Origin of the sequence: Methylomonas koyamae (assembly GCF_001644025.1) — a bacterium.
Lineage (GTDB): Bacteria > Pseudomonadota > Gammaproteobacteria > Methylococcales > Methylomonadaceae > Methylomonas > Methylomonas koyamae_A.
In genome coordinates this window covers 13,686-39,080 of sequence record NZ_LUUK01000225.1, presented here as the reverse complement: position 1 = coordinate 39,080, position 25,395 = coordinate 13,686, and the positions used below count along the sequence as shown (strand labels likewise).

Genomic DNA, 25,395 nt, shown 5'->3' with positions numbered 1-25,395 from the left:
GATTGTGCGAATTCAGCTGGGATTGGAAGCTCGGACGCTGGCTTCGAGTGTCTACCCTGGCGGCCCGACGGATTCACCCGGAAGATCGCGGGTCGCTTTTGTTGGCGGTTCAGGCAATGCCGGACCGTGCGCCAGCTCCCTTAATACCGCCCAGGTTTTCTTTTCCCCTACGCAATAACACACTATGACCATTCAATATATCGATACTCCGGAACAACTTCAGGCTCTCTGCGTACAGATCGGCCGTCACGACTGGATCGCGCTGGATACCGAGTTTTTGCGGGAGAAAACCTATTACCCCAAGTTCTGCTTGTTGCAAATTGCCACGCCAGACTGGGTGGCCTGCATCGATCCGCTGGCGATCGCCGATCTGAGTCCGCTGTTCGAGGCTATTTACAATCCCGCCATCGTCAAGGTATTGCACTCCTGTCGCCAGGACTTGGAGATTTTCTATCAACTGAGCGGCAAAATTCCGATGCCGGTGTTCGACACCCAAATCGCCGCGCCGTTGCTGGGGTTTCAGGAAAATCCCGGTTATGCGATGTTGGTATCCAGCTTCCTCAACGTTAACCTGAGTAAGGCCCATACCCGCACCGACTGGTCGGTGCGTCCCTTGAGTCCGGAACAGATCGAGTACGCCGCCGACGACGTGATCTACCTCTGCAAGATCTACACCTTGATGTGCGATCAGTTGGATAAACTCGGTCGCTTGGATTGGCTGAATGCCGATTTCGCGCTGTTGAACAATCCGGAGTTGTATCAACTGTCGCCGGAAAATGCCTGGTTGCGGATACGCGGCAAGAACAAATTGACCGGCAAGCAATTGTCCATCATGCAGGCTTTGACCGAATGGCGCGAACGTACCGCGCAGCAGGAAAACAAACCGCGCAACTGGTTGTTGGCCGACGACATGTTGCTGGAGTTGGCTAAATTGCAGCCGGTGACGGTCGCCGATCTGGCCAAGGTCCGCAATATCGGCGAACGCACCGTCAACCGCTACGGTAAAACCCTGTGCGAACTAATTGATGTCGCTCGCCAACGGCCGCCTAAACCGCTGGTCGAAAAAGGTAAACCTCAAAAGAAAACCCAGCAAACCGAAGCCATTCTGGATGTGCTCGGCGCGGTCGTCAGGATTCGGGCCGAGGAAAATTCGCTGAATCCGATTATTTTGGCGACCCGCAACGATCTGGAACAATTGCTGGCCGGCGATGACGATTGTCTGCTGCTACAGGGTTGGCGCTACAACATGGCCGGACGGGAATTGCAAGGTTTGCTGCGCGGCGATTACCGCTTGCGTTTGCGCGACGATGCCGTCGAGATTAGTCCGGTCTCCGCTTAGATCTCGCGGTCTCGACCCAAACTGAAACGCTGGGTGAATAGTTCCGCCGGTACCGGCGGCGAAAACCAATAGCCCTGACCGTAATCGCAACCGATCGATTTCAGCAAATCGCCCTGGCGTTCGGTTTCGACGCCTTCGGCTATCACTTTCAGGCCCAGCTTGTGGGCCATCACGATAATCGCTTCGCAGAGTGCGAAGTCGCTGGAATCCTCGGTCAGGTTGCGGACAAAGGACTGGTCGATTTTTAAATAGTCGATGTCGAATTTTTTCAAATACGACAGCGACGAGTAGCCGGTGCCGAAGTCGTCGATCGCGACTTGCATACCGGCGTCCCGGAACGCCATCAAGTGGTCCTGAACGTTGGTATTGGCGTCCAGCAGCAAGCCTTCGGTAATTTCAACGACGATGCTTTGTCCCGACAGGCCGAGGGAGTGCAAATAATCGAACCAATGACGGGGTGCTTGACCGGCGCTTTGGAATTGCACCGGCGATTTGTTGATGCTGATTTGAAACTCGCGGTGCAAGCGGCTTTGCCATTCCAATACCTGCTGGGCGGCGGTTTCGAACACCCAATCGCCAATCTTGTTGATCAAGCCGGTTTCCTCGGCCAGCGGAATGAATTCCGTCGGGCTAACGACGCCGCGCGTCGGATGTCGCCAACGCAGCAAAGCTTCCGATTTATGGACTTCGCCGCTGACCAAGTCCACGATGGGTTGGTAGTGGAGCGATAGTTGCCGCTCGCTCAAGGCGTTGCGCAAATCGGCCAGTAGCGCCGCGCGTGCCTGCAACGCATCCTGTAACGCCTTGGTAAAAAAGCTATAGGCATTCCGGCCCCGGTTTTTGGCGGCGTACATCGCCTGGTCCGCGTTCTTCAACAGCTCGCTGAGGTCGGTGCTATCGGTCGGGTAGAAGGTGATACCGATGCTGGCCGAGACGTAGGTGGTGTCCTCGGCCAGTTGGAACGGCGCGCTCAATTGCTCCAGCAAATGCCGGGCTATCGGTTCGGCGCTGCGCGGTTCGTCGAGTTCGCCCAGGATGATCGTAAACTCGTCCCCGCCCAGCCTGGCGACGGTGTCCGATTCGCGGACGCAAAGCTGCAGCCGTTGCGCGGTTTCCTTGAGCAATTGGTCGCCGATGTCGTGGCCCAAAGTATCGTTGACTTCCTTGAAGCGGTCCAGATCGATAAACATCAGCGCGAACATCTGGCCCATACGGTGGGCTTTTTTGATTTCCTGTTCCAGCCGGTCGCGAAACATCCGGCGATTCGGCAGACCGGTGAGCGGATCGAAATTGGCTTGCCGCCAGATTTGTTCCTCCGATTGCTTGCGTTGCGTAATGTCCGAGAACAACGCCACCCGCCGTTGCGGATGGCCGGAGGCGTCGTAAATCGTGTTGATCGTTAATTCTTCCACGTAAATGCGGCCATCCTTGCGGCGATTCTTGATTTCGCCGTGCCACGTGCCGGTCTCTTCCAATGCCCGCCACAACTCCCGATAAAACCCGGAATCGTGTTGATCCGATTTTAACACCCGTGGATTTCGGCCGACGACTTCGTCGGCCGCATAGCCGGTCATCGAGGTAAAGGCCGGGTTGACGCTGAGGATATTGTTGTCCGCGTCGGTGACGACCATCGCCTCGCTACTGTTCTGATAGACCAGCGCGGCCAGCCGCAAATTTTCCTCGGCCTTGCGGCGTTCGCTGACATCGCGAGCGAAGCCCACGCTACCCAGCAATTCGCCGCTCTGATCGATGACCGGGGCCTTATAGGTTTCGTACCACTTGCGAAGTCCGCGATCGATGATTTCTTCCTCGACGACCAGATTGGCGCGGGTTGCCATGACGGTGCGGTCGTCGGCTCGATAGCGTTCGGCCAGTTCCGGCGGTGCGATATCCAGATCGGATTTGCCGACCAATTCGTCCGGCGTGCCGGCGTCGAAGATGGCGGAGAATTCTTGATTGACCGCCAGAAACCGGCTGTCGCGGTCTTTCAGCCAGATTGCGTGAGGAATGTTGTCGAGCAAGGCGCGTTGATAGTATTCCTTTTGCCGCAATGTTCTTTCCGCGTGGCGGGTTGCGGTAACGTCCCGGAATTGCCAAATACGACCAAGATAAGCGCCCGTTTTACTGCAAATCGGCGCGGTGTGGAATTCCAGTATCGTGTCGTCGAGCAGTTCCACTTCGTCGCGGGCGATAGCATCCGGTTGAGCCTGAACCAAAGCGATGCTCCGGGTCATCTGTTCCGGGTGTTTCATTTGTTGCCGTGCCATCTCCAACTGCGCGGCAATACAGTCCTGGTTCGCCAGGTCCGGCGGCATCCGCCACAATTCGCCGATCCTCAGGTTTTGCTGCACCTTGCGACCTTCGGCGTCGACGGCGACGATACCGTCCGGCGTCGATTCCAATACCGCCTCCAGAAAAGCGGTGCGCCATTGCAACTGCTTTTCCAGTCCGCGCAGTTCGGTGACGTCGGTGTAACTCCAGACCCGGCCGATAATTCGATCGCCGATGCGTTGGGGGCGAGAATAACGTTCCAACAGCCGGCCGTCGATGAGTTCCAGCAGGTTTTTGATTTCCCGTTCGGGATGCTCGCGCAATTCGTTGACTTGGGCGCGCGTCAGTTCCGGGTCCTTCATCTGCTTCAGGATGAATTCCAGCAAGGCATGGCAGTGGTCGCCCTCGCGTAACATGTCTCTCGGAATTTGCCACAGCGCTTGAAAGCGCTGGTTGAAGCCGCGGATGTAGCCGTCCAGGCTAACCACCAAAATGCCGGCGGTGGTGGCTTCCAACGTGGCTTGCAGCATCGATAGCGATTCGGCCAGTTGTTGCTGACTCTGCTTGTTTTGGGTAATGTCTTCGTATAAGCCGAGGATACCGATGGTGGCGCCGTCGCCGTTGATCAGCGGCATTTTCGAGGTACGCAGCCAGATGGTATCGCCGCTCGGCGTGGTTTGCGGTTCTTCGAAATTCAACTTAGGCGTGCCGGAAGACATGACCGCCACGTCGTCGCTCCGGTATAAATCGGCTTGGTCTCGCCACGTCATTTGGGTGTCGTCCTTGCCGAGCATTTCCGAGGCGCGCCGCCGGCCGGCGTCGTTGGCGAACAGCGTGTTACAGCCCAGATACCGCGAGTTGAGGTCTTTCCAAAACACCCTGACCGGTAAGGTTTCCAGGATGGTTTGCAGCAATAAATTGGATTCGGTCAAGGCTTTTTCGTAGCGCATCCTTTCGGTGATATCGAAGTAGGTGACCAGATAGCCGCCCTGAAGAGAGTCGCTAAGCGCGGTGGTATTGGCAAGGGCCGTAAGGGTAGCGCCGTCGCGGCAACGAATATCGACTTTCTCCGGTGCGATGTCTTGCCGGTTTAGACTGGCGCTCAGATGGCGTCGCGAAACGGCCATGATCGAATGCCGGTAAGCCGGATCGGGGTAGGCCAAGCGCCACCAATCGTCGCGACAGCGAATATCGTCTTGGGTGTAGCCGAAAGTCGCCGAAAAGGCCGAGTTGAAGAAGACCACATTGTCGTGGCGGTCGTAAAGGATGTGCGGTACTGGTGAAGCGTCCACGATATGCCGTAGGCGTAGCTCGCTGTCGAGTAGTTCTTCGGCGATGCGTCGGCTGCTGTGTAATGTCAACGCCAAAGCCATGCCGCAGGTCGACAACGCGGCCATGAACAGCCAGAAATTGAACAGATCGCTTTGCTCGAAATCGTGGGCGAACTTGCCCACGTGTTGGGCGGCTCCCAGCAAGGCCTGCGCGGCGGTGAGGACCATCACCAGTACCACGCCGTGCCGCCCAAACCGCAGGGCCCCCCATAGGACGCAGAAAAATGACCAATAAGTGTGTGGGGCGAATTTCAGATGGTCGGTAAACCAGTCGAAAAACAGAATCTGGCCGACCAGAAAGGAGAGTCCGACGAAAATCACGGTTTCCGGCCAGCGTTTGCCGTGAAACCAATTGCTTGGCCAGCGTCGCCAGATCAACGTGGCCGGCGTGGCGAAGACGATGCCAAACACATCGGCCATCCACCAGTGCAGCATGGATTCGCCGAGTTCCCTGGCGGGTAGTACGTAACCGCTTGCCAACAGTGCCGCCGGGCCGATCGCGGCGCTAATAGCGGAGCAAACCACGCCAACCAGCACCAGTGTTAAAAAATGTTTGGGTTCGGATAAGGTGACTGAAAAATTGCGATTGTTGCCGAGCAATCGCGCCGCGGTTAAAGTTTCCAAGGTATTGCCGGCCGCGATCAATCCCGAAAGCCAGAGAGAATCGTTGACCATTAAACCGGCGGCCAGCGCGCCCAAGAAAATGCCCGGCCAGTACCTTAGACCTTTCAACAGCAACACCGCGAGTCCCAATCCGCCGGAAAACCAGACTAGCGTGACGTTGCCGCTGGTCGAAAAGTAGCTCAAAGTGATTTTGGCGATTGCTCCGTATAGCAGGGCCAAGCTAAGGATGCCCGGCAAATCGCGCCGGCGGTTAAGAGGTGTCGCCATCGAATCAGAATACAAAGAAGCGGAAACTGTCGAAAATGAAACTCACAAGTTCGTTGCCGGTTTTAACGTTGGCGTGGGGTTGCCCAAACCGGTTAAATCGTAAAGCCGCCGTTTCCCGTCGCGTCAAAGCGCGATGCGGCGGCGATTCATAGAGCGATCAGTCCGGCCGCGTTCAGGCCGAGATAAGTTTTATATCCGGCGACCGCCGCCAGTATCAGGAAAAAGCCGCCGCTGAGCTTATGGAGCAAGCCCAACGGCATTTTTTGCAGCACGGTGCGGCCGGCGACTACCCCCAGCAACGAGGTCAAGCCCAGTGCCGCCGTCGAGCCTAGCCAGACCGCCGCCGCCGGCGCGCTGCTGCTGAAACCGACCACCGCCAGCTGGGTCTTGTCGCCGAATTCCGCCACCGTAATCAATAAAAACGTGGTCAGAAAAATGCCGTGACCGCTTTTTTCGACGACGGCTTCGTCGTCGTCCTCGTCTTCATGATTGAATACCGCGTGTAAACCGAAACCGGCGAACAACAAGGCGACGCCGGCCGACACCGCGTATTCCGGCAGCCAGTTGGCGATGGCGACGCCAAACACCACCGCCAGCGTATTCAGTAGCGCGAACGCGGCCAGCGCCCCCCACCAGACCGGTGCGGCCCGGTGGCGCGAAGCCAGCGTCATGCACACCAATTGGCTTTTGTCGCCGATTTCGGCGGCGGCGATCAAGGCCAGACTGGTCCCGGCGGCGGCCGAAAAGCCGGCAGGGTCGGCGGGCGTCAACCGGTTGATAAGCTCGATTAGATGATCCATGGCGTTGGTGCGCTTAGCTGAGGATTTTGTCCAGCATCATCATGATGATGAAGCCGACCATCAACGAAAACGTGGCGATGCGCGAGCGGCCCTTGGCATGGGTTTCCGGAATGATTTCCTCGCTGATCACGAATAACATCGCTCCCGCCGCGAAGCCCATCGCAATCGGCAGTATCGACGAAAACACCGTCACCATCGTAATGCCCAGCAGGCCGCCGACCGGTTCGACCAAGCCGGTCGCGGTGGCGATGCCGACCGCTTTCCATTTGTTGTAGCCCAAGCCGACCAACGGCAGCGCGACGGCCAGACCTTCCGGCAAATTTTGCAGCGCGATGGCAATGGCCAACACCAGGCCGTTATTCATATTTCCCGAGCCGAAACTGACGCCCACCGACATGCCTTCCGGAAAGTTGTGGATCGTGATGGCGATGATGAACAGCGAAATTTTTTGCAGCGAATTCAAACTTTCGTCGCTGACCGCGTCGAAATGCAGGTGAGGCAGGCGCTCGTCGGCAAAATGCAAAAACACCGCGCCCAGCAGCATGCCGGCCGCGACGATCCACAAACCCTTGCCCGGCCAGATCTGGTCGCCGAAATCGATGCCGGGCACCAGCAGCGAGAAGGCGGTGGCGGCCAGCATCACCCCGGCTGCGGCGCCGAGCATACTGTTGAACAGGCGCTCTGAGATGTCCTTGAAAAACAGCGCCGGTAACGCGCCGACGCCGGTCGCCAGGCCCGCCAGAATGCTGGCCATAAAGCCGATCACGACCACGCCGTCGAATATCAGGTACAAGCCGCCGAACACCACGACTTGCGACAGCAAAAACAAACCAGCCAGAACGCCCCAGCGTTGTAGCGTGGGCAGCGTCATGATTTTCAGATACCGTGGATGGGCTTGGAGACGGAGGTAGTATTCCTCGAGCTTGGCTTGTATGTTTTGCATTTTTTATTATCCGAAGGTGAGGGTGTGTAAAGTCGCGATTATACTGAATTAACCGCCGCCGCCGAGGTTCGTCGCTCCGGTTATCGGCGGGTAATTCGCGGATTTGCCTAGCCCCTGGCAAATATGCCGGGAAAACCGTTGCGATTTCGGTATCATGCGCGCGGCACCGGGTTGGCGCTGTCAACGCAAAAGGCCGCGAACGCCAACCGGAATCGCCTTTTTCACGGGAGTCACAATGAGCAAACTCAATTTCAGCAAACGATTTTTTCTAGCCGCGGCGGTCGCTGTGGCCGGTTGTAATGCGCCGCAGCCCTACACCGGGCAAACGTTCGCGCAAACCCCGGCGCTGCCGTCGGTGCCTGCCGCGGGAAACCTGGGCGCCGAGATGGACTTGGTGGGCCTGTTGGTCGGTCAACTGGGTATCTCCCCACAGCAAGCGCTGGGCGGAGTGGGTTCGATATTCTCGTTGGCGCAACAGCGCCTGAATCCGGGCGACTTTTCGCTACTCAGCTCCAATGTGCCCAATATGGACCGCTATCTCGGTGCGGTTTCGAATCAGCCCAAGTTTGGCGATGACGGCGGGTCGTCGCTACTCGGCACGGCCGGCGGTTTGCTGGGTTTGGCCGGGTCGTTTCAGAGCTTGGGGATGAACAGCAGCATGATCGGCCAATTCGTGCCGGTGGTGTTGCAATACGTGCAAAATCAAGGCGGGGCTTCGGCGATGGCCTTGCTGGAGCAAGCTTTGTTCCGGTAGTTTCGGCGGGTTGGTCGCCGCTCGGCGTTGCTACGGTTTGCGTTTTTCGTCGGCGTTTGGCGCCGGTTGAGCGGAGACGACGCCCGCATCCTGGCTCGCTCCGCCACCGTCTTCGAACGGTTTGACGATCGGGTTAGCCAACGCCGGGAACCGGCTACCGATTTCGCGGCCCAAGCCGTTACAATGTGTTCTTTTGATTGCCGGGTTGAAACATGACTGCCGCATTACCTATCCATGATTACGCCTTGTTGGACGACGCCGAATGCGCAGAACGTATCGCCGCCGCCAAAGCCCAGTTAAACGGCCGCTGCATCGTGCTGGGCCATCATTATCAACGTGACGAAGTATTCCAGCATGCCGATATTTATGGGGATTCGCTGAAGTTGTCGCGCGAGGCGGCGCAATCGGCGGCCGAATTCATCGTGTTTTGCGGCGTGCATTTCATGGCCGAGGTGGCAGACATCCTGTCCCGGCCCGAGCAGATCGCAATTTTGCCGGACATGGCCGCCGGTTGTTCGATGGCGGACATGGCCAATAAAATCAAGGTCCAGCAATGTTGGGACGAGTTGGCTAAGATCATCGACGTCGAAAATTCGGTGACGCCGGTGACCTATATCAATTCCGCCGCCGACTTGAAAGCTTTTTGCGGTCAGCACGGCGGCATCGTTTGTACCTCGTCCAATGCGCAAAAAATCCTGAATTGGAGCTTCGAGCGCCGCGAAAAAGTCCTGTTCTTCCCCGACCAGCACTTGGGCCGCAACACCGGTTACCGGATGGGTATTCCGCTGGAACACATGGTCACCTGGGATTTCAACAAACCGCAAGGCGGCCTGACCGAGCAACAAATCCGCGACGCCAAAATGATTTTGTGGAAGGGTTACTGTTCGGTGCATCAGGCTTTTCAGCCCGAGCAAATCGACAATTTCAAGGCGAAATATCCGGAGACCATCGTGATTTCGCATCCGGAAGCCTGTTTCGAAGTGTGCGAGAAATCGGATTACATTGGTTCCACCGAGATGATTTTAAAAATTGTCCGCGAGGCCGAGCCCAATACCCGCTGGCTGGTCGCCACCGAATTGAATCTGGTCAGCCGGCTGGCCCAGGAAACCAAGGCGCAGGGCAAGCAGGTCCATTTCATGGCGCCGACCTTGAGCATGTGCTCGACGATGTTCCGCACCGATCCGCAGCATTTATGCTGGGTGTTGGAAAACCTGGCCGCCGGCCATGTCGTCAACCGAGTGTCGGTCCCGGCCGAAGAGGCCGCGCTGGCTAAGTTGGCGCTGGATAATATGCTGCTGGCGTCTTAATGCGTTGATAGCGCGCGGGCTAGGCGTTTGCCGCCGGTTCGGCGGTAAGCGCTCGGTCCTCGCGAATGGTTATCCGTCCAGCCGCCGTACTTCTTAGCGTCCAATCTTCTGATTTAGTAAGTCTTCAGCGATCTGTAGCCCCTTTTTGAAAAAAGAGGAGCAGGGAAGACTATTTGAATAAATCCCCCTCAGCTCCCTTTTTCAAAGAGGTTACTTGGATTGGGGCCGCTTGAAGCCTATGTTGAATAGTTACTGAATTTTAACCCGGTCCCTTTGGCCCCGAGTAAGTAGAAGGGCGTAACACCAAAGGCTTAGACGGGGTCGATCAGCGATCAATCGGCCCTCCCAGTCCAGTTTCGCCACCGGCAATGCCGACAGCAAGGGTATAGACCGTTCCGTGCCGTGTTTTTATGTTGGAAACGCGTCCTTCCACGTTCCAGTGACGTGTTTTCAGCCTTCCGTGATGCGCTTCCAGCATTCCGTGACGTCCTATTCGCCTTCAGTGATGTGTTTCCAAGGTTCCGCGTCGTGTTTCCATCCCTCAGTGACGTGCTTCCGACGTTCCGTGACGTGTTTCCACGATTCCGTGACTGCCGAATCGCTGTACGCCTCGCCAGCCGTGGCTTGCAGAGGTTTTCCCCCAACGTTGGAAACACGCGTAAAAACGGTTCCGGGACGGGCGTCGAAGTCGTCGTGCCGTCATTACCCTAAAGCTGCGCGCCGATCCGCGCGATCAACTGTAATATTAAGCAATTAACCTAGCACCCTAACAGTGTCGCAGTTTCATTGACTGCCTGTAGAGTTGGTCTGTATTGCTAAAACAGCATATGGTAGGCGCTAATTAATTGAGCGGAGATATTTTTCGCGCGCTATGATTAAGCCGCGCCGGAGGAGCGTTAGGCCGGTTTTTATCGCCTACGGTTGCCGCGACTCGCGTCATGGCGAGGAGTGGCGCTGTTGTTGGGATAACTCGAATATCCACTCGCAAGTACCGCGTGATTTGGGCTCTGAAATTGAGGCGCGGAGGACGAGCTCGAAACCTATTTGTCCTGACTCAAGGTAGCCTCTAAGCGATATTCGATGGTCATTTTTGTTCATTGATTGAAAGGAGAAGTTCATGAATACCCGTAAAACTTTAGTTGCCTTGGGATTGTTACTCGGCGGCGCCACGTTAAACGTCCACGCCAGCTTGACCAGTTACACCGGTACCGACGGCGCTGGCTTGGTCTACAGTAGCGTCGGCAACGTGACTTGGACGCAAGACGCCAATTTGTTCAAAACCCTGTCCAATGCCGACCATTCGCTAATCAGCCGGGTTATCGCGTTGACGCCTACAACGACTTATTACGCCTCGTCCGGGCCGCAGGTAACCTTAACGGCGAGCGATTTCGGCAGTTTTAATGTCAACATTCCCTCTTCAGGTTCCCTAAGTTGGTGGGGGGCTATCGCCTTCGCCAACTATTTAAACAGCATCGACTACGGCGGCAGCCACCAATGGCGCTTGCCGACCAGTAATGCCATTGTCGGTTTTAACGGCACCGCCGGTAACGAACTAGGCCAATTGTTTTATAGCGAATTGAACGGTACCGCCGGCAAGTTTATTCCCAACACCCCAACCTTCGACAACGAATCGCCGGTACCGTACTGGTCGGGTCTTGAGGCCTTGCCCGTCTTCCCGGCCGCGGCGTGGGGCTTTGATGCTCGAAACGGTGCTCAGGGCTACGATGAAAAGAATCGCTGGCATCAGGTTTGGCTCGTTAGCCCAGGGCAAGTGGCTGCGGTGCCGATACCGGGCGCGTTAGCGTTGTTTGGAACCGGGCTGATGGGATTGCTGAGTTTGCGGAGAAAATGACTTTCCGTCGTCTCGGGTAACACGGCAGTGAATCCAATTCTTTTTAGGCACTTAAATCCCAAAAGCGCGGCGTTGACGCCCAATGTATTTTGATCGTTGGGCCGGGTCGATGAACTCTAATTGTCGCGCGCACCCCATACCCAAGGAGTTTACTCATGACACACAGGCTACTTACCTTCGGCGTTTTGTTCGGCGCCGCCGCGTTCAACGCCAACGCCACGCTGACCAGCTTTACCGGTGCCGATGACGTTGGTTTGGTCTACAGCAGCGTCGGCAACGTGACTTGGACGCAAGACGCCAATCTGTTGGCTACGCTGGAAAGCACTTACGGTTTCCGAAACGTCATCCAAGCCATTATCGCCGCTAGCCCTACCGTTAGCGACACGCCCAACAGCTTCGACGGTTACACCGGTTCTTACACCGTGAAAACCACCGATTTTTCGTCGGACGGTAGAGCCAACTGGTTTGGCGCGCAAGCTTTCGTTGGCTTACTGAATCGCGTCAACTATGGCGGCAGCTCGCAATGGCGCTTGCCAACCAGTAATGCCATCGACGGATACGACGGCAGCGCCGGCAACGAACTGGGCCAATTGGTTTACCGCGAATTGGACGGTTCGGCGTCTAATTCCATTCCCAATACCAGTAGCTTCGACCACGAGCAAGCCTCTTCGTACTGGTCAGGTACCGAGAATGCGGCTTCCCCCGGTAGCGCGTGGTATTTTGAAGCCTATTACAGTAGTCAGGCCAACCGCCGGAAGACTTATCAACACTACGTATGGGCGGTGAGTCCCGGACGATTGTCGGCCGTGCCGATACCGGGGGCTGTTTGGTTGATGGGTAGTGGCCTGATGGGATTGTTGGGTCTAAAACGGCGCGGGCGGGTTGGGTAGCAGGCATATTTAGCGATTGGATTTTGTTTCGTTAGCCGGCGGGAATTATCCCCTGGGTGACTGTTTAACGCGTATCGAGCGATCGTATTGACTCGGGCTTGCAATGATTAAACCGACCGGTGCGATCCCCCCTCGATTCGCTTCCGAGAACGCAGGACGTTTGCCTCGACTCCGTTCGGAGAGCGCGCAGGTTGTTCCCCGAGAGGAGGCGATTGTTCCCCGAATGAAGTCGATCACTCCCTGAGCGGAGCCGGTCGTTCCCTGAGCGGAGCCGAAGGGAACTAAAGCGTCTAAAGCCCGAAACACTAGTTCCCGCCCTTTGACTGAACGCATCCGCATTGGCGATAAAAACCTGGCAAATCGTTGCTGGATTTAGCCGTTACCGCAAACACAACCAGCGCGCGGCATTGCCAAATTCGGGGCCTTGGAAGAAATATCAATCGCCGCTTCGCATGCTATCCGCAGGGTTTGTAATCTCTCCGAACGCCATGCTGGCCAACTTATTCGAGCGGAGATTTTTTTCGTGCGTTAGAGTTGTCGCGATGCGTAGTGGAGAGGTTGGTGGGTGGCTTACGCCCTGTTGCGGACTATCGCTCGTTCTGATTCAATGGCAGCAGTCTGGCTGTTACCGGTCATTATTTCACTGCCGAATGATATACAGAAGGGAAGATCATATGCCGATCAATAAATTATCGTGCCGAAGATCGTTTTTCTGTAGCTATACGGAAGTTATCTAATTACTAGTTGTGCATCAAAAGGAGAAAAACATGCCCCAATGTGAATGTGGTTGTAAGGAGCAAACTGCTTCTGGTTTGTTCCGACCAGGGCATGATCAAAAACTCAGAGCTTCGCTTGAAAATCGTGCAGGCGGTTTGTTGAAACTGCGATCCTTAGTTGAATGCGCAGAAGAGCTGGCAGCCGGTAATCTTTCGCCTGAAGCTCACTTGCATAAAGTTCGCGCATTATTGGCTGGTAGTAGCGGGTGATGGTGAAAGCGTCAATGCATAACCAGGCCTTGCAGTGGATGGCCTAGACTCCGCAGATTTTTGTGCCATTTGCTTCGCTCACTTTCACTCTGTGAGGTTAAACAGGGGGTATTTTAGGTTTTGTAAAAAATGCAAGAATAATTTGGAGGCCAATCCGTGGTGATTGGCACATTTTTTAACAATTCGCTCCAGACGACGCTAGTGTTAACGCGCCAACTTGTGTGAGCTTGTTCGTTATGCCTTCCAAAATTCGCTGATTCCTATCCGACCACATAGCCTGTACAATCGGTAATCCACCAAATCCAACATTGCAACCAAGTGACTGAAAAAGAAAGTTTCGCAAAAAATCTTGAAGCGTTTGTTCTTGAACTTAAGGACTATGTCAGCACCGAAGATGGGCAATGGACCGTTAAAGGTTTCGTTGATATTTTTAAAAACGTATATACCATTTCAGCCGACACCAAGATTGTTTCAAAAATTCTTGAAATTCATTTGTTCCCAAAAATTTTGCATTTTGCCCAATCCATCGGATACAAAGTCGTGCTTGCTGAGCACCAAAACTACTATCCGGATATTTCGTTCGTAAAAGCAGATAATGAATCCGTCAGATTTGCGGTGGATTTTAAAACAAGCTATAGAAACCCAAAGAAACCGCATTTATGCAATGGGTTTACGCTCGGCTCACACGGCGCGTATTTCGAAAATCGTGCCAGCACCAAAAATATCCAGTTCCCTTACGGTTCTTATTCAGGCCATTTTTGCTTGGGCATCATCTACGATAGAGTCGACTTTGCCACCATTGATGAAACCAAAGTCCATCGCATTGATGAGTTGCAATCCATTGCCTCCGTTGTAAAAAATTTCCAGTTCTTTGTTGCCGAAAAATGGGAAATCGCCAGCGATAAAGGCGGTAGCGGTAATACGGCGAATATCGGAAGTATTAATAATATTGCCGACATCATAGCCGGTCGAGGCATGTTTTCAAAATTGGGCGAAAATTGGTTTGACGAATATTGGATGAATTACCGAAAAATCACCATCCAAGACGGAAAAGGCGGAACGAAAAAAATTTCTACGTTGCGTGAGTTTGTCGCGTACAAAAATGGTGATATTTCGCTAGTGGTTGATAAAAGGAATGGCGAAGAATGAGCGCTAAAGTATTTGTTCCTCCCATTAAATCTCAAGGGATTAAAACCAAGCTCGTGCCTTGGATAAAAAGTATTGTGCCTAGCGATTTTGATGGCTTGTGGATTGAGCCTTTCATGGGAACCGGTGCGGTTGCTTTTAATGTTGCTCCGAAACATGCGCTATTAAGCGACACAAACCCTCATCTTATCAATTTTTACTCAAGTATTGCATCTGGGGACATAACTGCCGAAGTGGTTAAAGCTTATCTTACGTGCGAAGGTGCTCGACTTTTAGAAAAAGGCGAAGATTATTATTATTTTATCAGAGACAGATTTAACGCTGAACATTCACCTCTTGATTTTTTGTTTGTTAATCGGGCTGGGTTTAACGGAATGATCCGCTTCAATAGAAAAGGCGGTTTCAACATCCCCTTTTGCCGCAAGCCGCAACGCTTTGCCCAAGCCTATGTAACAAAAATTGTCAATCAAGTGGATTGGGTAAGCAAAGTCATAAAAGCAAAGCACTTCACGTTCAAATGCCAAGACTTTGGTAAAACCATTACCGAAGCTTCGTCACAAGATATTATTTATTGCGATCCGCCCTATATTGACAGGCATGTTGATTACTATAATGGTTGGAATGAAAGCCACGAACGCGAGTTGTTTAACAAACTCTCGAGCATTAAGGGTAGGTTTATTTTATCAACGTGGCATCATAACGATTACCGAGAAAACGAATATATCAAGTCATTATGGTCAAAATATAGTGTTATTACTCGTGAACATTTCTATCACCTTGGTGGAAAAGAGGAAAACAGGAATCCGGTTGTTGAGGCATTGGTGACAAATTTTATTGCCAAACCCGTTGAAAAAATTGAGCATCCAATTCAGTACGCTATTTTTGAAAATTCAGCTAAATATACAACGGCATAACAATGCGCTCTCTAGCTCCGTATTCGCCGACTAGGTTTGCCCGTTGTTTGTGGCCGATTCGATTATCGAAAGTATGAAGCAACGGGCTGACGCCAAGCATGTCGGAACGTATGAGTGCGCTATTGAATTCATCAAGAAGAGTCGGGGCGTAAATCCGCTGGACCTTGCACGAAAGCCACTCAAGGCTGCGGATTGCACCGTCGCCGCTAGATATTCCGGTATCCCTGAGTTATTCATTCCAGGCGATACGCCGAGCCATATCGGCTTTGCGGGCGAGCATCTTGTCGGCTAGCTCTGGCGAACCGCCGTTGGCTAAGACGACCTGGCGAATCTCATCGTCCGGAATGCGAACGACTACCAGGATGGCTTGTTCGATTTGTACCGGCGTCATCGCGGCGAACAGCTTGACGGCGTGAGGGTTGGCGTCGTCGCGGCGCAAGACGTCCAGCTCGTCAACGCGGATACCGAATGCCTTGCCCTTGGGGTCGCCCTGGGCGCGGAAGGCCAGGGCGCCGCCGACGTCCAGCGTCAGGACTTGGCCGCCGGCAACGCCTTGGTTATCGCCGTTGAAGCCGGCGGCGTCCCAGTTGGCGGTCCAGGCGTGCACGCCGAACCATTGCCGCGCTTGTTCGCGCTCGCTGTCGGTGAAATGGGCCAGGCATTTCTTTTCCAGTACGATCCATTCGGTCGCTATTTGGTCCGGTGCTGAAGTAGTCACGTAGCGTAGGGTCGGCGCGCCGGCCAGTTGATAGAGTTGGGCGGCGAGCCATTCGTTGCGGGCGTGGGCGGCCGATTCTAGCGTCTTCACGTAATAGCGTCGGCCGCCGTTACCGTCTTGATAAACGCCGGCCGGATTGCTGCCCAGTTGTCCGCCTACCCGTGAAAGTTTGGCGGTATCGAGGGTAGTCATGTCGGCGGGTTATGGGATCGGCTGGGTGCGGCGGACCAGCGCCAGTTGCGCCGGGGTTTCGATGGCGCCCTTGCGCGCGTGGCGCACCGCATGGATCGCCGCTTCCGGGTTCATGCCTAGTTCAACCAGTAGCCGCGCGGCGATCATGCCGGCCCGGCCCAGACCACCCTTGCAATGTACCAGCAAGTCTTCGCCCTTGCGTAAGCGCCGACGGATGTCGGCGCCTTGGGTTAGCCATTGTTGCTCGAAAGCGTGGGTGGGAACGGAATAGTCGGCGATCGGCAAATGCAGCCACTCGATGCCGCGTCTACGAATTTCGTGGCCGAGTTGCGGAACCTTGAGCGCGGTCAGTTCCGCCGGTTCCACCAGGGTTAATATCAGTTTGGCGCCCCAGGCGGCGATGGCGTCCAAATCGACGCCGAGATCGCGCTCCCAGACGCCGGTGTGGGCAAAGCGGTCGTGCTTGCCGGGGCAAAAGGTGATGCCGATACGTCCGTGCGACGGGCTGGCGCGCACTTCGGCAATTTGCAGCGGGTGGGTGTGGCTGGTCCGCGTTCCGGCCATGGCGTTAATCTCGGCGGTGTTATCAATGCGCGCGAGTCTAGCACGAAGGCCGCTTGAGCAGTGCCGAATCGTAATGGCCGCGCGAAGATCGCCCGGCCTCGGGAGTTGGTGGCAGGGTGCTTATCCATCGGTTAACGCTGGTTGCGCATTGTGCAAAGCGATGAAGTCCGCCATTGCCAGCGTGCCGATCACGTTGGCGTCGTCGTCGAGGATTTCGTAGAGCACGCCGCAGCCGCGTATGCTGAACAACAGTACCACGTCGATGTCGCCGCCGCCTTCCCGATGCGGCTCGTCGCTGGCGGGGCTAACGGTGTAGCGGCCGGTCGGCCGGATTTCCTTCAAACTGCCGTCGGGGTGATATAGGCGGTGCTCGCCTTGGATGACGAAAATGTGGTTCGGCGCCTTGTGGCGATGCAACACGATTTGTCGGCCGGCGGCGAATTTGAAGAGTACGTCGATAATGTGGGCTTCGCTATCGATGTGCAGAATGAAATAGTGCAAGTGGTCGAAACCGGCCAGGGTTTGCCAGTGGATGCGGCTGTCGTTGAATAAATGAGTGTTCATCGGGATGTTCTCGAAAGTGGGTGGAGAGAGTTTGTCCGGTCGGTATTCGGTCGGGACCAGCGGAGTTTAAGTACCTCGCGGTGCGCGGTAAGCCGAGATTTGCCCGAAATTGCCGGGCAAATTGCCCGCCATCGATTGGCGCCCGACGCGAGCGGCGCCGGAGGTGTTTCGATTCAGGGCTCGAGGAGGAACGGCGGGTAGGTTTGGGTTTGAGCTGGCGCCGAGATTTGCGGTAGCATGCAGCCGAATCGACCGTTCCCTTCAACTACCCAATTTTGCCGCCTATGAAACCGTTGGATATGAGCATCGAAGCTCGCAAACAAGAGCTTTCCCACTACTTGGACAAACAGCCGTACATCACCGAGTTGGACGGCATTACCTTGAAAATCGCCAAAAACGTGTTTCCGTCCGATTTCGGACTGACTAGCTCGTTTTTCGGCAATTTCATGTTGCGGCAGTCGCCCGCCGAAACGGCGTTGGATATGGGCTGCGGTAGCGGCTATTTCGCGTTCTTATTGAAAAAGATGGGCTGCGAGAACGTGATGGGCGTGGATTTTAATCGGGACGCGGTGCTGTGTACCTTGGAAAATACCCGCTTGAATCCCGATCTGGCGCATATCGATTTTCTTCACAGTGATTTATTCGCCGACGTGCCGGAGCGGCTGTTCGACCTGATTGTGTTCAACTTTAATTATTACCCGTGCGATGGCACTTTTGGTCTGAACGAGGATGGTGGCCGCGAGATATTGAAGCGGTTTTTTCATCAAGTAAAGGACTACATTAGCGAACACACCCGCATCTATATTCCCTATTCCGAATTTGTCGGCGAAGAGCACGATCCGAAACACATCGCCCCGGAATTCGGTTTTTCGGTGACGCTGGAGGAAAGTACCGTCAATCACGCCGGCGAACATTACATTTATAAGGTGATGTTAGCGTAATATTCTTTCTTAATATCTTTGGTTTTTAGTATGGGGGTAGAGGGGTTAAAAAGTATGAAAATGTGCTGTACGGATTATTAGTATTGATTTGTTGCTAGGCTTAAGCGTTACTGGAAAATATTGTTTTTTCAAAATGAATTGTTTCATATTTTGGGTGGTGGTTCTAGGTGTCGAAGTTAATTTGGATGCTAAAAAAACCGATATTGTCGTCGTACCATATGTTCCAGTATTGCTGCTCAACAATATTATTCCAAGATCGGTTGTATTTGTCTTCGGTGCAGTTCTTTTTGATATAGGAGCTTTTGTTCTTTTTGCTCTCCTCATATTCGCTTGATTTTCGGCATAAAAACTTTTGTGCAGCGATATATGCTGTTTTTGATTCCAAATTGTTTTCAATGACAGAGTCATTAATAACAAACCAGAGCCTTCGATCATCATCCCAGGTATTGCAAATTTTGGCCTGATTTTTTATCACGAAAATATGAGAATCATTACATTGGCAGCGATTAAGATTGTGTGGTCTTGGATTGTTTAGACCGGGGTCTGGCTCGCCGTCGGAAGGTGCTTGTAAGTAAGCTAACAAAGCGCCATCGGGCGCTTCAGGTAAAATACGAAAGGTGGAATAGTAGCCGGGAATGGCTCTGAATTGCGTTCCCTCATACCCATTTGGTCCAGTCCACAGATAGTTAGGCTTGTTATCCTTTTCCGCATTTTTTATCAGGTCATTTATCGCTATTTGCGCCTTGCCTGATGCGGTTATTGTGATGCATTTTTTTGCGGGAACCATTAAGCCGGAGTTTGCCCACAAGTCGCTTGCAGATAATAGGAGGCTAGCTTTTTCGTTGACGTCATTTCTTTTTATTATGGTCGTGCCTTGATCATTGAAGTCTATCGTTACTTTTTCGGCAGATCCAAAGGCTGTTTTAATGTTATCTATGATTAAAGTTCCTTTTTTCCAGGCTACTATACCAACTATTACTATTATGGCAATGATGCTGTATTCTAATATGGTGCACTTGGAGGGCTTGCTATGATTGTTGTCTGGTGTATTCATTTTTTTAAAAATTGATATGCCTAGCCAAATTGTTGTTTGTATTTTGGATGTCTTTGCGCGTCGGCGTTTTTTTGTTTAAAAGGCTTTATGTAACACTATTTAAGTGTAAAAGTCGCGGGCCATGTACTAAGCTGGGTTGTTGCCGCGCCGTTTCGCCGCTTGCTTGGCGGCTTTTTCTTCCCGCAACGCCGCGACGTCCAGTAGTTCTCGCTCGATCATGTCCGGGGTTTCCAGGCTGATGCGGCCCAGCGTACCGGCTCGGAGCTCGGTCAGCAGCAGTTTGGCGGCCTTGTCCAGTTCCACGATGCCACCGCTACGTAGGCAGCCGCGTTTGGCGCCGATCGCTTGCAGCAAGGCCAGTACCTCGCCCGGCAGCGGTTCCAGCCGATAGCGGGTTTTCAGTTGCTCGGGATAGACCTGGGTCAGGTACTCCAAGGCATAGAGGGCGATGTCGTCGTGCTGGAAGGCGGTGTCCTTGATCGCGCCGGTCACGGCCAAGCGGTAACCGCCGTGGCGGTTTTCGACATTGGGCCATAACACGCCCGGCGTGTCGGACAGCACCAAATTGTTGCTCAGGTTGATGCGTTGTTGGCGTTTGGTGACGGCCGGTTCGTTGCCGGTCTTGGCGATGACGCGGCCGGCCAGAATGTTGATGATCGTCGATTTGCCGACGTTGGGGATGCCCATGATCATGGTCCGCAGGACTTTGCCGGCGGCCAGTTTGTCGGCCAGCATTTTGTGGCACAGATCGACGATTTGCCTGACCTTGTCGGTTTGCTGGCTGGTAAGGGCCAGGGTCTTGACGCCTTGTTCGCGTTCCAGGTAGTCCTGCCAAAGTTTGGTGACCTCGGGATCGGCCAGATCGGTCTTATTGAGGATGCGTATCGTCGGTTTGTCGTCGCGCAGCCGGGCCAGCATCGGATTCTGGCTACTGTAGGGAATGCGGGCGTCGAGAATTTCGATCAGCAAGTCGATGTCGGGCAGGGCTTCCTTGATCTCTTTGCTGGCCTTGTGCATATGGCCGGGGTACCACTGGATATTCATGGTTGGGTCGTATTTGCGGAATCGGTGCCCATTGTAACGCAAGCCAACGCCGGTTCCGGCTTTGCCGCGCGGTTGCGCGGTAGACGTTGTTTGTCGGGGTTTGCTACAATCAGCGCTATTTTTAGTGCTTTCCGCACATCTTGAAGTTAGTCCTTCACACTCATCCCGGAGAAAACTCTATGGCAATTAAAGTTGCAATTAACGGTTACGGTCGTATCGGTCGCAATGTCTTGCGCGCGTTGTACGAATCTGGTCGCACCAACGAGATTCAAATCGTCGCGATCAACGATTTGGGCGATTCCAAAACCAATGCACACTTGACCAAGTACGATACCGTGCACGGTAAATTCCCGTTCGATGTTTCCGTCGATGGTGATTACATTGTGGTCAACGGCGATCGCATCCGGGTTCTGGCGGAACGCGATCCGGCTAAATTGCCTTGGGCCGAGTTGGGTATCGACGTCGTGCACGAGTGTACCGGTTTTTTCACCAGCAAAGCCAAAGCGTCCGCCCACCTCTCCGCCGGCGCCAAAAAAGTCATTATTTCCGCGCCGGGCGGTAACGATGTCGATGCGACCGTTGTTTACGGCGTTAACCACACCAGCTTGAAAGCGAGCGATACCGTCATTTCCAACGCTTCTTGCACCACCAACTGCTTGGCGCCGCTGGTGAAACCGCTGATGGATACCATCGGCGTCGATCATGGCTTGATGACCACGATTCACTCCTATACCAACGACCAAGTGCTGACCGACGTGTATCACAGCGACTTGCATCGCGCGCGTTCCGCCACCCAATCGATGATTCCGACCAAAACCGGTGCTGCCGCCGCGGTTGGCTTGGTGTTGCCTGAAATGAAAGGCAAGTTGGACGGTTTCGCGATGCGGGTTCCGACCATCAACGTCTCGGTGGTTGACTTGTGCTTCCAGGCGTCTCGCAATACCACCAAGGAAGAAATCGACGGCATTCTGCGCGAAGCGGCCAACGGTTCCTTGAAAGGTATTTTGGCGATCAACGACGAGCCTTTGGTGTCTTCCGACTTCAACCACAATCCGCATTCCTCGATTTACGAAGCGGGTCTGACCAAAGTGACCGGCGGCAACTTCGTCAAGGTACTGTCCTGGTACGACAACGAATGGGGCTTCTCTAACCGGATGCTGGACACTACCGTCGCTTTGTACAACGCCAAATAAAGGGAATACATGCAGTTACGTAGAACAAAAATCCTGGCGACGCTGGGACCCGCCACGGACAAACCCGGCGTGCTTGAAGATTTGTTCAAGGCAGGCATCGATGTTGTCCGTTTAAATTTCTCGCACGGTTCGGCGCAAGATCACATCGATCGCGCCAACCGGGTTCGCGAGTTGAGCAAAAAAAGCGGTCGCCGGGTCGGCATTTTGGCCGACTTGCAAGGCCCTAAAATCCGTATCGAGCGCTTCAAGGAAAACAAAGTTTGGCTGGAAGAAGGCCAGGACTTTGCGCTGGACATCAACCTCGGCAAACTGGACGGCGACAACACCCAGGTCGGCATCAGCTACGAGCCGCTGGCTCGGGAAGTCAAGCCGGGCACGCGCTTGCTGCTGGATGACGGTCGGGTGGTGCTGGACGTCGTGAATGTCGTGGACAACGCCCGGGTGAATACCAAGGTCGTCGTCGGCGGCGATCTATCCAACAACAAGGGCATCAACTTGTTGGGCGGCGGTTTGTCGGCTGCGGCATTGACCGACAAAGACAAGGAAGACATCAAGACCATCGCGATCATCCAGGCCGATTACGTGGCGATTTCCTTTCCGCGTACCGCCGACGACATGCACGAAGCGCGTGCCTTGCTGCTGGCCGCCGGCTCTACCGCGGGCTTGGTGGCCAAGGTCGAGCGCGCTGAAGCGATGGAAGTCATCGACGAAATCATCATGGCCTCGGATGTGATCATGGTGGCCCGAGGCGACTTGGGTGTGGAGATCGGCGACGCCAATCTGCCGGCTGCACAAAAGCATTTGATCAAACGTTCTCGCGAATTGAACCGGGCGGTGATCACGGCGACTCAGATGATGGAGTCGATGATCGAAAACCCGATTCCGACACGCGCCGAGGTTTTCGACGTTGCGAATGCGATCGTCGACGGAACCGATGCGATCATGTTGTCGGCGGAAACCGCATCCGGCAAACATCCGGTCAAAACGGTCGAAGCGATGGTGCGCATCTGCATGGAAACCGAGAAGCAGCCCGCGGTGATCAAGTCCAAGCATCGGATGACCGATAGCTTTGATCATGTGGACGAGGCGATCGCGATGTCGGCGATGTACATGGCCAACCATACCAAGATCAGCGGGATTGCCTCGTTGACCGAAACCGGCTCGACGCCGTTGTGGATGTCGCGGATCAGCTCGGGCATTCCGATCTACGCGTTCAGTAGTCACGAGAAAACCTTGGGCCGGGTTACTCTGTATCGCGGTGTGTTCCCGATTCCGTTCACGCACGAAAAAATGGCGAACGCGGAGGTCAACCGTTACATCATCGAAAAATTAAGAAATCGCGGTTTAGTTGCCGACGGCGATTCTTTCATCATCACCAAGGGCGATGCCACCGGTCATAGCGGCGGTACCAACTCGTTGAAAGTCATTACCGTGCACGAAGATTTCGCCGGTTAATCGACGTTACTGCTTAAGCCGCCGTCCGAGAGTTTTCGGACGGCGGCTTTTTTATGCCTTGTCCAATTTGGCATAAGCCAACATCAGCCATTTGATGCCGGCGTTGCGGAAATTGATCTGTACCTTTTCTTGGTCGCCGCTGCCCTCGGTTTGCAACACCACGCCTTCGCCGAATTTCTCGTGTCTGACCGCCTGACCCAGCCGAAAACTGGCGTTCTGATCGACCATCGAGCCTAGCGTGGCCGGACTGGATGAGGCTGGGCGGGTGACGTTGGCGCGCAGGCGAATTTCGGTCAGGGCTTCCGGGGGGATTTCCCGAAGAAAGCGCGACGGTCTCGGATAGCTGTCCTTGCCATATAAGCGGCGCGACTCGGCATAGGTCAGGTAAAGTTGCTGCATCGCGCGGGTGATGCCGACGTAGCAGAGACGGCGTTCTTCCTGCAAGCGGCCGGGTTCGTCCACCGCTTGTTGCGACGGAAACAGACCTTCCTCCATGCCGACCAGAAAGACTAGTTTGAATTCCAAGCCCTTGGCGGAATGCAAAGTCATTAATTGCACGCAATCCTGGTCGGCTTCGCCCTGCATTTCGCCGGCTTCCAGCGCGGCATGCGCCAGGAACATATCCAGTTCCGACAGGTTTTCGGCGTTTTCGCTGTCGTAATCGAACAGCTTGGCGGCGTTGACCAGCTCTTCCAGGTTTTCGACCCTGGCTTCGCCCTTGTCCTGTTTTTCTTTTTTATACAGTTCGATCAGGCCGCTGGCCTCGACGACGTATTTGACGGTCTCGTAGAGGTTCATGCCGTCGGTCGCCAGGGCTATGGCCTCGATCAGATTCATGAAGCCTTGCAGGGCATTGGCGGCACGGGCGCTCAGTTGCTTTTCGCCCAGCATGCATTCGGCGGCTCGCCACAGCGAAACGCCGCGTTCCCGCGCCAGAATACGCATGTCGTCCAGCGTTTTCGCGCCGATGCCGCGCGTCGGCGTGTTGACCACTCGCTCGAACGAGGCTTCGTCGTCCCTATTGCTGGACAGGCGTAAATAGGCCAGAGCGTTCTTGATTTCCATCCGTTCGAAGAAGCGCAAGCCGCCGTAGACCCGGTAGGGCACGGCCGTGGTCATTAAGCGCTCCTCGAATTGTCGGGATTGGGCGTTGGAGCGGTAAAGAATAGCGACTTCGCTACGCAGGCCGCCGTCGCGTACCCATTGTCTGATTTTTTCGACGACAAAATAGGCTTCGTCCTGTTCGTTGAAGGCCGCGTAAACACCGATCGCGTGACCTTCGCCGGCTGCCGTCCACAGTTCCTTGCCCATCCGGTTTTCGTTGTTGGCGATCAACACGTTGGCGGCCTTGAGAATGTGGCCGGTGGAGCGATAGTTCTGCTCCAGTCTGACGATGCCGTGTTCCGGATAATGTTTTTGGAAGGCGAAAATGTTTTCGATCTTGGCGCCGCGCCAGCCGTAGATGGATTGGTCGTCGTCGCCAACGACGAACAGATTGTTGTTGCCTTCGGTCAGCAGGCGTAGCCAAGCATACTGGATCGTGTTGGTATCTTGGAACTCGTCGACGTGGACTTGCCGGAAGCGCTCGCGGTAAAAGGCCAGCAAGTCTTCGTTGTCGCGCAACAGTTCGTGGGCGCGCAGCAGCAGCTCGGCGAAGTCGACCAAGCCGGAGCGGTCGCAGAGTTCTTCGTAGGCCAGATAGATGCGTTGCATTTGCCGGTGGTAAAAGTCGTCGGCTTGCGACATGTGGCGGGCGCGGATGCCCTCGTCCTTTTGGGCGTTGATGAACCATTGCACTTGCTTGGCCGGCCACTTGCTGTCGTCCAGCTCCAGGCTTTTTAGCAAACGTTTGACGATGCGCAATTGGTCGTCGCTGTCCATGACCTGAAAGGTGTCTGGCAATTTGGCTTGCTTGGCGTGTTGGCGTAGCAGGCGGTGAGCCAGGCCGTGAAAGGTGCCTATCCACATCGAGCGCGCCGAGGTATTCAACAATTCCTCGATGCGGTGGCGCATTTCATTGGCGGCTTTGTTGGTAAACGTGACGGCCAGGATGTGATAGGGCGATATGTGGTTGATTTGTACGTGCCAAGCGATGCGGTGTACCAACACTCGGGTTTTGCCGCTGCCGGCTCCCGCCAGGACCAGCATGGCCTGCATCGGCGCGGAAACGGCCAGGCGCTGATCGTCGTTCAGCGGCGCGATTATCGTTGAGACGTCCATTTTAATAACTTGCAGAATTTGGGGAG

General features: G+C 54.6%; 19 protein-coding genes. 10 read left to right on the top strand and 9 right to left on the bottom strand.

Features of this window, described 5'->3' with window-relative positions; translation table 11 throughout:
• The first annotated feature begins 184 nt into the window (after positions 1–184).
• On the top strand, positions 185–1,339 hold the full coding sequence (gene rnd, locus A1355_RS22620) for a ribonuclease D (RefSeq protein WP_064031541.1): 1,155 nt from the start codon (positions 185–187) through the stop codon (positions 1,337–1,339).
• On the opposite strand, the gene A1355_RS22615 is transcribed toward rnd, so the two are convergent.
• The 3 genes from A1355_RS22615 to A1355_RS22605 all read right to left on the bottom strand — a co-directional run bounded on the left by A1355_RS22615 (position 1,336) and on the right by A1355_RS22605 (position 7,575).
• Entirely contained in the window at positions 1,336–5,832 is a 4,497-nt protein-coding gene (locus tag A1355_RS22615) for an EAL domain-containing protein (RefSeq protein WP_082885719.1), read from the bottom strand. The two genes, rnd and A1355_RS22615, sit on opposite strands and share 4 nt — an antisense overlap.
• A gap of 146 nt (positions 5,833–5,978) precedes the next feature.
• A complete protein-coding gene (locus A1355_RS22610; RefSeq protein WP_064031539.1) occupies positions 5,979–6,632 on the bottom strand; it encodes a TMEM165/GDT1 family protein in 654 nt (217 codons plus the stop codon).
• A 13-nt stretch (positions 6,633–6,645) separates the two neighbouring features.
• Positions 6,646–7,575, bottom strand: coding sequence for a ZIP family metal transporter (locus tag A1355_RS22605; RefSeq protein WP_064031538.1), 930 nt, complete (start codon positions 7,573–7,575; stop codon positions 6,646–6,648).
• A 235-nt stretch (positions 7,576–7,810) separates the two neighbouring features.
• On the opposite strand from A1355_RS22605, the gene A1355_RS22600 reads away from it, so the two are divergent.
• The 6 genes from A1355_RS22600 (at position 7,811) to A1355_RS22575 (ending at position 15,424) form a co-directional block, all read left to right on the top strand.
• A complete protein-coding gene (locus A1355_RS22600; RefSeq protein WP_082885718.1) occupies positions 7,811–8,329 on the top strand; it encodes a DUF2780 domain-containing protein in 519 nt (172 codons plus the stop codon).
• A gap of 212 nt (positions 8,330–8,541) precedes the next feature.
• A complete protein-coding gene (gene nadA, locus A1355_RS22595; protein ID WP_064031537.1) occupies positions 8,542–9,636 on the top strand; it encodes a quinolinate synthase NadA in 1,095 nt (364 codons plus the stop codon).
• 1,117 nt (positions 9,637–10,753) lie between these two features.
• A complete protein-coding gene (locus A1355_RS22590) occupies positions 10,754–11,488 on the top strand; it encodes a DUF1566 domain-containing protein (protein ID WP_064031536.1) in 735 nt (244 codons plus the stop codon).
• Between the two features lie 155 nt (positions 11,489–11,643).
• On the top strand, positions 11,644–12,378 hold the full coding sequence (locus tag A1355_RS22585) for a DUF1566 domain-containing protein (RefSeq protein ID WP_064031535.1): 735 nt from the start codon (positions 11,644–11,646) through the stop codon (positions 12,376–12,378).
• Between the two features lie 1,304 nt (positions 12,379–13,682).
• Positions 13,683–14,513, top strand: coding sequence for an EcoRV family type II restriction endonuclease (locus A1355_RS22580; RefSeq protein WP_064031534.1), 831 nt, complete (start codon positions 13,683–13,685; stop codon positions 14,511–14,513).
• Positions 14,510–15,424, top strand: coding sequence for a DNA adenine methylase (locus A1355_RS22575; RefSeq protein ID WP_064031533.1), 915 nt, complete (start codon positions 14,510–14,512; stop codon positions 15,422–15,424). Before A1355_RS22580 ends, A1355_RS22575 begins: the two co-directional genes overlap by 4 nt.
• Before the next feature lie 229 nt (positions 15,425–15,653).
• Here A1355_RS22575 and A1355_RS22570 read toward each other — a convergent pair whose 3' ends face one another.
• The 3 genes from A1355_RS22570 to A1355_RS22560 all read right to left on the bottom strand — a co-directional run bounded on the left by A1355_RS22570 (position 15,654) and on the right by A1355_RS22560 (position 17,462).
• Positions 15,654–16,334, bottom strand: a complete 681-nt coding sequence (locus tag A1355_RS22570; RefSeq protein WP_064031532.1) for a hypothetical protein — start codon at positions 16,332–16,334, stop codon at positions 15,654–15,656.
• Positions 16,335–16,343: 9 nt separating this feature from the next.
• Positions 16,344–16,898 carry a cyclin-dependent kinase inhibitor 3 family protein gene (locus A1355_RS22565; protein ID WP_064031531.1) on the bottom strand — a complete coding sequence of 185 codons (555 nt, stop codon included), beginning with the start codon at positions 16,896–16,898 and terminating at the stop codon, positions 16,344–16,346.
• 120 nt (positions 16,899–17,018) lie between these two features.
• Positions 17,019–17,462, bottom strand: coding sequence for a cupin domain-containing protein (locus A1355_RS22560; RefSeq protein ID WP_064031530.1), 444 nt, complete (start codon positions 17,460–17,462; stop codon positions 17,019–17,021).
• Positions 17,463–17,761: 299 nt separating this feature from the next.
• Between A1355_RS22560 and A1355_RS22555 the strand changes: the two genes are divergently transcribed.
• Positions 17,762–18,403, top strand: a complete 642-nt coding sequence (locus tag A1355_RS22555; RefSeq protein ID WP_197471889.1) for a methyltransferase — start codon at positions 17,762–17,764, stop codon at positions 18,401–18,403.
• Positions 18,404–18,566: 163 nt separating this feature from the next.
• On the opposite strand, the gene A1355_RS22550 is transcribed toward A1355_RS22555, so the two are convergent.
• A complete protein-coding gene (locus A1355_RS22550; protein WP_064031528.1) occupies positions 18,567–19,457 on the bottom strand; it encodes a hypothetical protein in 891 nt (296 codons plus the stop codon).
• Between the two features lie 126 nt (positions 19,458–19,583).
• Positions 19,584–20,501 (bottom strand): ribosome biogenesis GTPase YlqF, encoded by a 918-nt coding sequence (ylqF, locus tag A1355_RS22545; RefSeq protein WP_064031527.1) that lies wholly within the window; start codon positions 20,499–20,501, stop codon positions 19,584–19,586.
• Between the two features lie 179 nt (positions 20,502–20,680).
• Between ylqF and gap the strand changes: the two genes are divergently transcribed.
• Together gap and pyk are read left to right on the top strand one after the other, a co-directional pair.
• Positions 20,681–21,694, top strand: coding sequence for a type I glyceraldehyde-3-phosphate dehydrogenase (gap, locus tag A1355_RS22540; protein WP_064031526.1), 1,014 nt, complete (start codon positions 20,681–20,683; stop codon positions 21,692–21,694).
• A 9-nt stretch (positions 21,695–21,703) separates the two neighbouring features.
• A complete protein-coding gene (gene pyk / locus A1355_RS22535) occupies positions 21,704–23,149 on the top strand; it encodes a pyruvate kinase (RefSeq protein ID WP_064031525.1) in 1,446 nt (481 codons plus the stop codon).
• A 51-nt stretch (positions 23,150–23,200) separates the two neighbouring features.
• Here the strand turns inward: pyk and uvrD are convergent, their stop codons facing one another.
• Positions 23,201–25,369 (bottom strand): DNA helicase II, encoded by a 2,169-nt coding sequence (gene uvrD, locus A1355_RS22530; RefSeq protein WP_064031524.1) that lies wholly within the window; start codon positions 25,367–25,369, stop codon positions 23,201–23,203.
• Positions 25,370–25,395: the final 26 nt, after the last annotated feature.

Coding starts and splice junctions, on each gene's coding strand:
- rnd (WP_064031541.1), top strand. CDS start 185: ATGACCATTCAATATATCGATACTCCGGAACAACTTCAGGCTCTCTGC.
- A1355_RS22615 (WP_082885719.1), bottom strand. CDS start 5,832: ATGGCGACACCTCTTAACCGCCGGCGCGATTTGCCGGGCATCCTTAGC.
- A1355_RS22610 (WP_064031539.1), bottom strand. CDS start 6,632: ATGGATCATCTAATCGAGCTTATCAACCGGTTGACGCCCGCCGACCCT.
- A1355_RS22605 (WP_064031538.1), bottom strand. CDS start 7,575: ATGCAAAACATACAAGCCAAGCTCGAGGAATACTACCTCCGTCTCCAA.
- A1355_RS22600 (WP_082885718.1), top strand. CDS start 7,811: ATGAGCAAACTCAATTTCAGCAAACGATTTTTTCTAGCCGCGGCGGTC.
- nadA (WP_064031537.1), top strand. CDS start 8,542: ATGACTGCCGCATTACCTATCCATGATTACGCCTTGTTGGACGACGCC.
- A1355_RS22590 (WP_064031536.1), top strand. CDS start 10,754: ATGAATACCCGTAAAACTTTAGTTGCCTTGGGATTGTTACTCGGCGGC.
- A1355_RS22585 (WP_064031535.1), top strand. CDS start 11,644: ATGACACACAGGCTACTTACCTTCGGCGTTTTGTTCGGCGCCGCCGCG.
- A1355_RS22575 (WP_064031533.1), top strand. CDS start 14,510: ATGAGCGCTAAAGTATTTGTTCCTCCCATTAAATCTCAAGGGATTAAA.
- A1355_RS22570 (WP_064031532.1), bottom strand. CDS start 16,334: ATGACTACCCTCGATACCGCCAAACTTTCACGGGTAGGCGGACAACTG.
- A1355_RS22565 (WP_064031531.1), bottom strand. CDS start 16,898: ATGGCCGGAACGCGGACCAGCCACACCCACCCGCTGCAAATTGCCGAA.
- A1355_RS22560 (WP_064031530.1), bottom strand. CDS start 17,462: ATGAACACTCATTTATTCAACGACAGCCGCATCCACTGGCAAACCCTG.
- A1355_RS22555 (WP_197471889.1), top strand. CDS start 17,762: ATGAGCATCGAAGCTCGCAAACAAGAGCTTTCCCACTACTTGGACAAA.
- A1355_RS22550 (WP_064031528.1), bottom strand. CDS start 19,457: ATGAATACACCAGACAACAATCATAGCAAGCCCTCCAAGTGCACCATA.
- ylqF (WP_064031527.1), bottom strand. CDS start 20,501: ATGAATATCCAGTGGTACCCCGGCCATATGCACAAGGCCAGCAAAGAG.
- gap (WP_064031526.1), top strand. CDS start 20,681: ATGGCAATTAAAGTTGCAATTAACGGTTACGGTCGTATCGGTCGCAAT.
- pyk (WP_064031525.1), top strand. CDS start 21,704: ATGCAGTTACGTAGAACAAAAATCCTGGCGACGCTGGGACCCGCCACG.
- uvrD (WP_064031524.1), bottom strand. CDS start 25,369: ATGGACGTCTCAACGATAATCGCGCCGCTGAACGACGATCAGCGCCTG.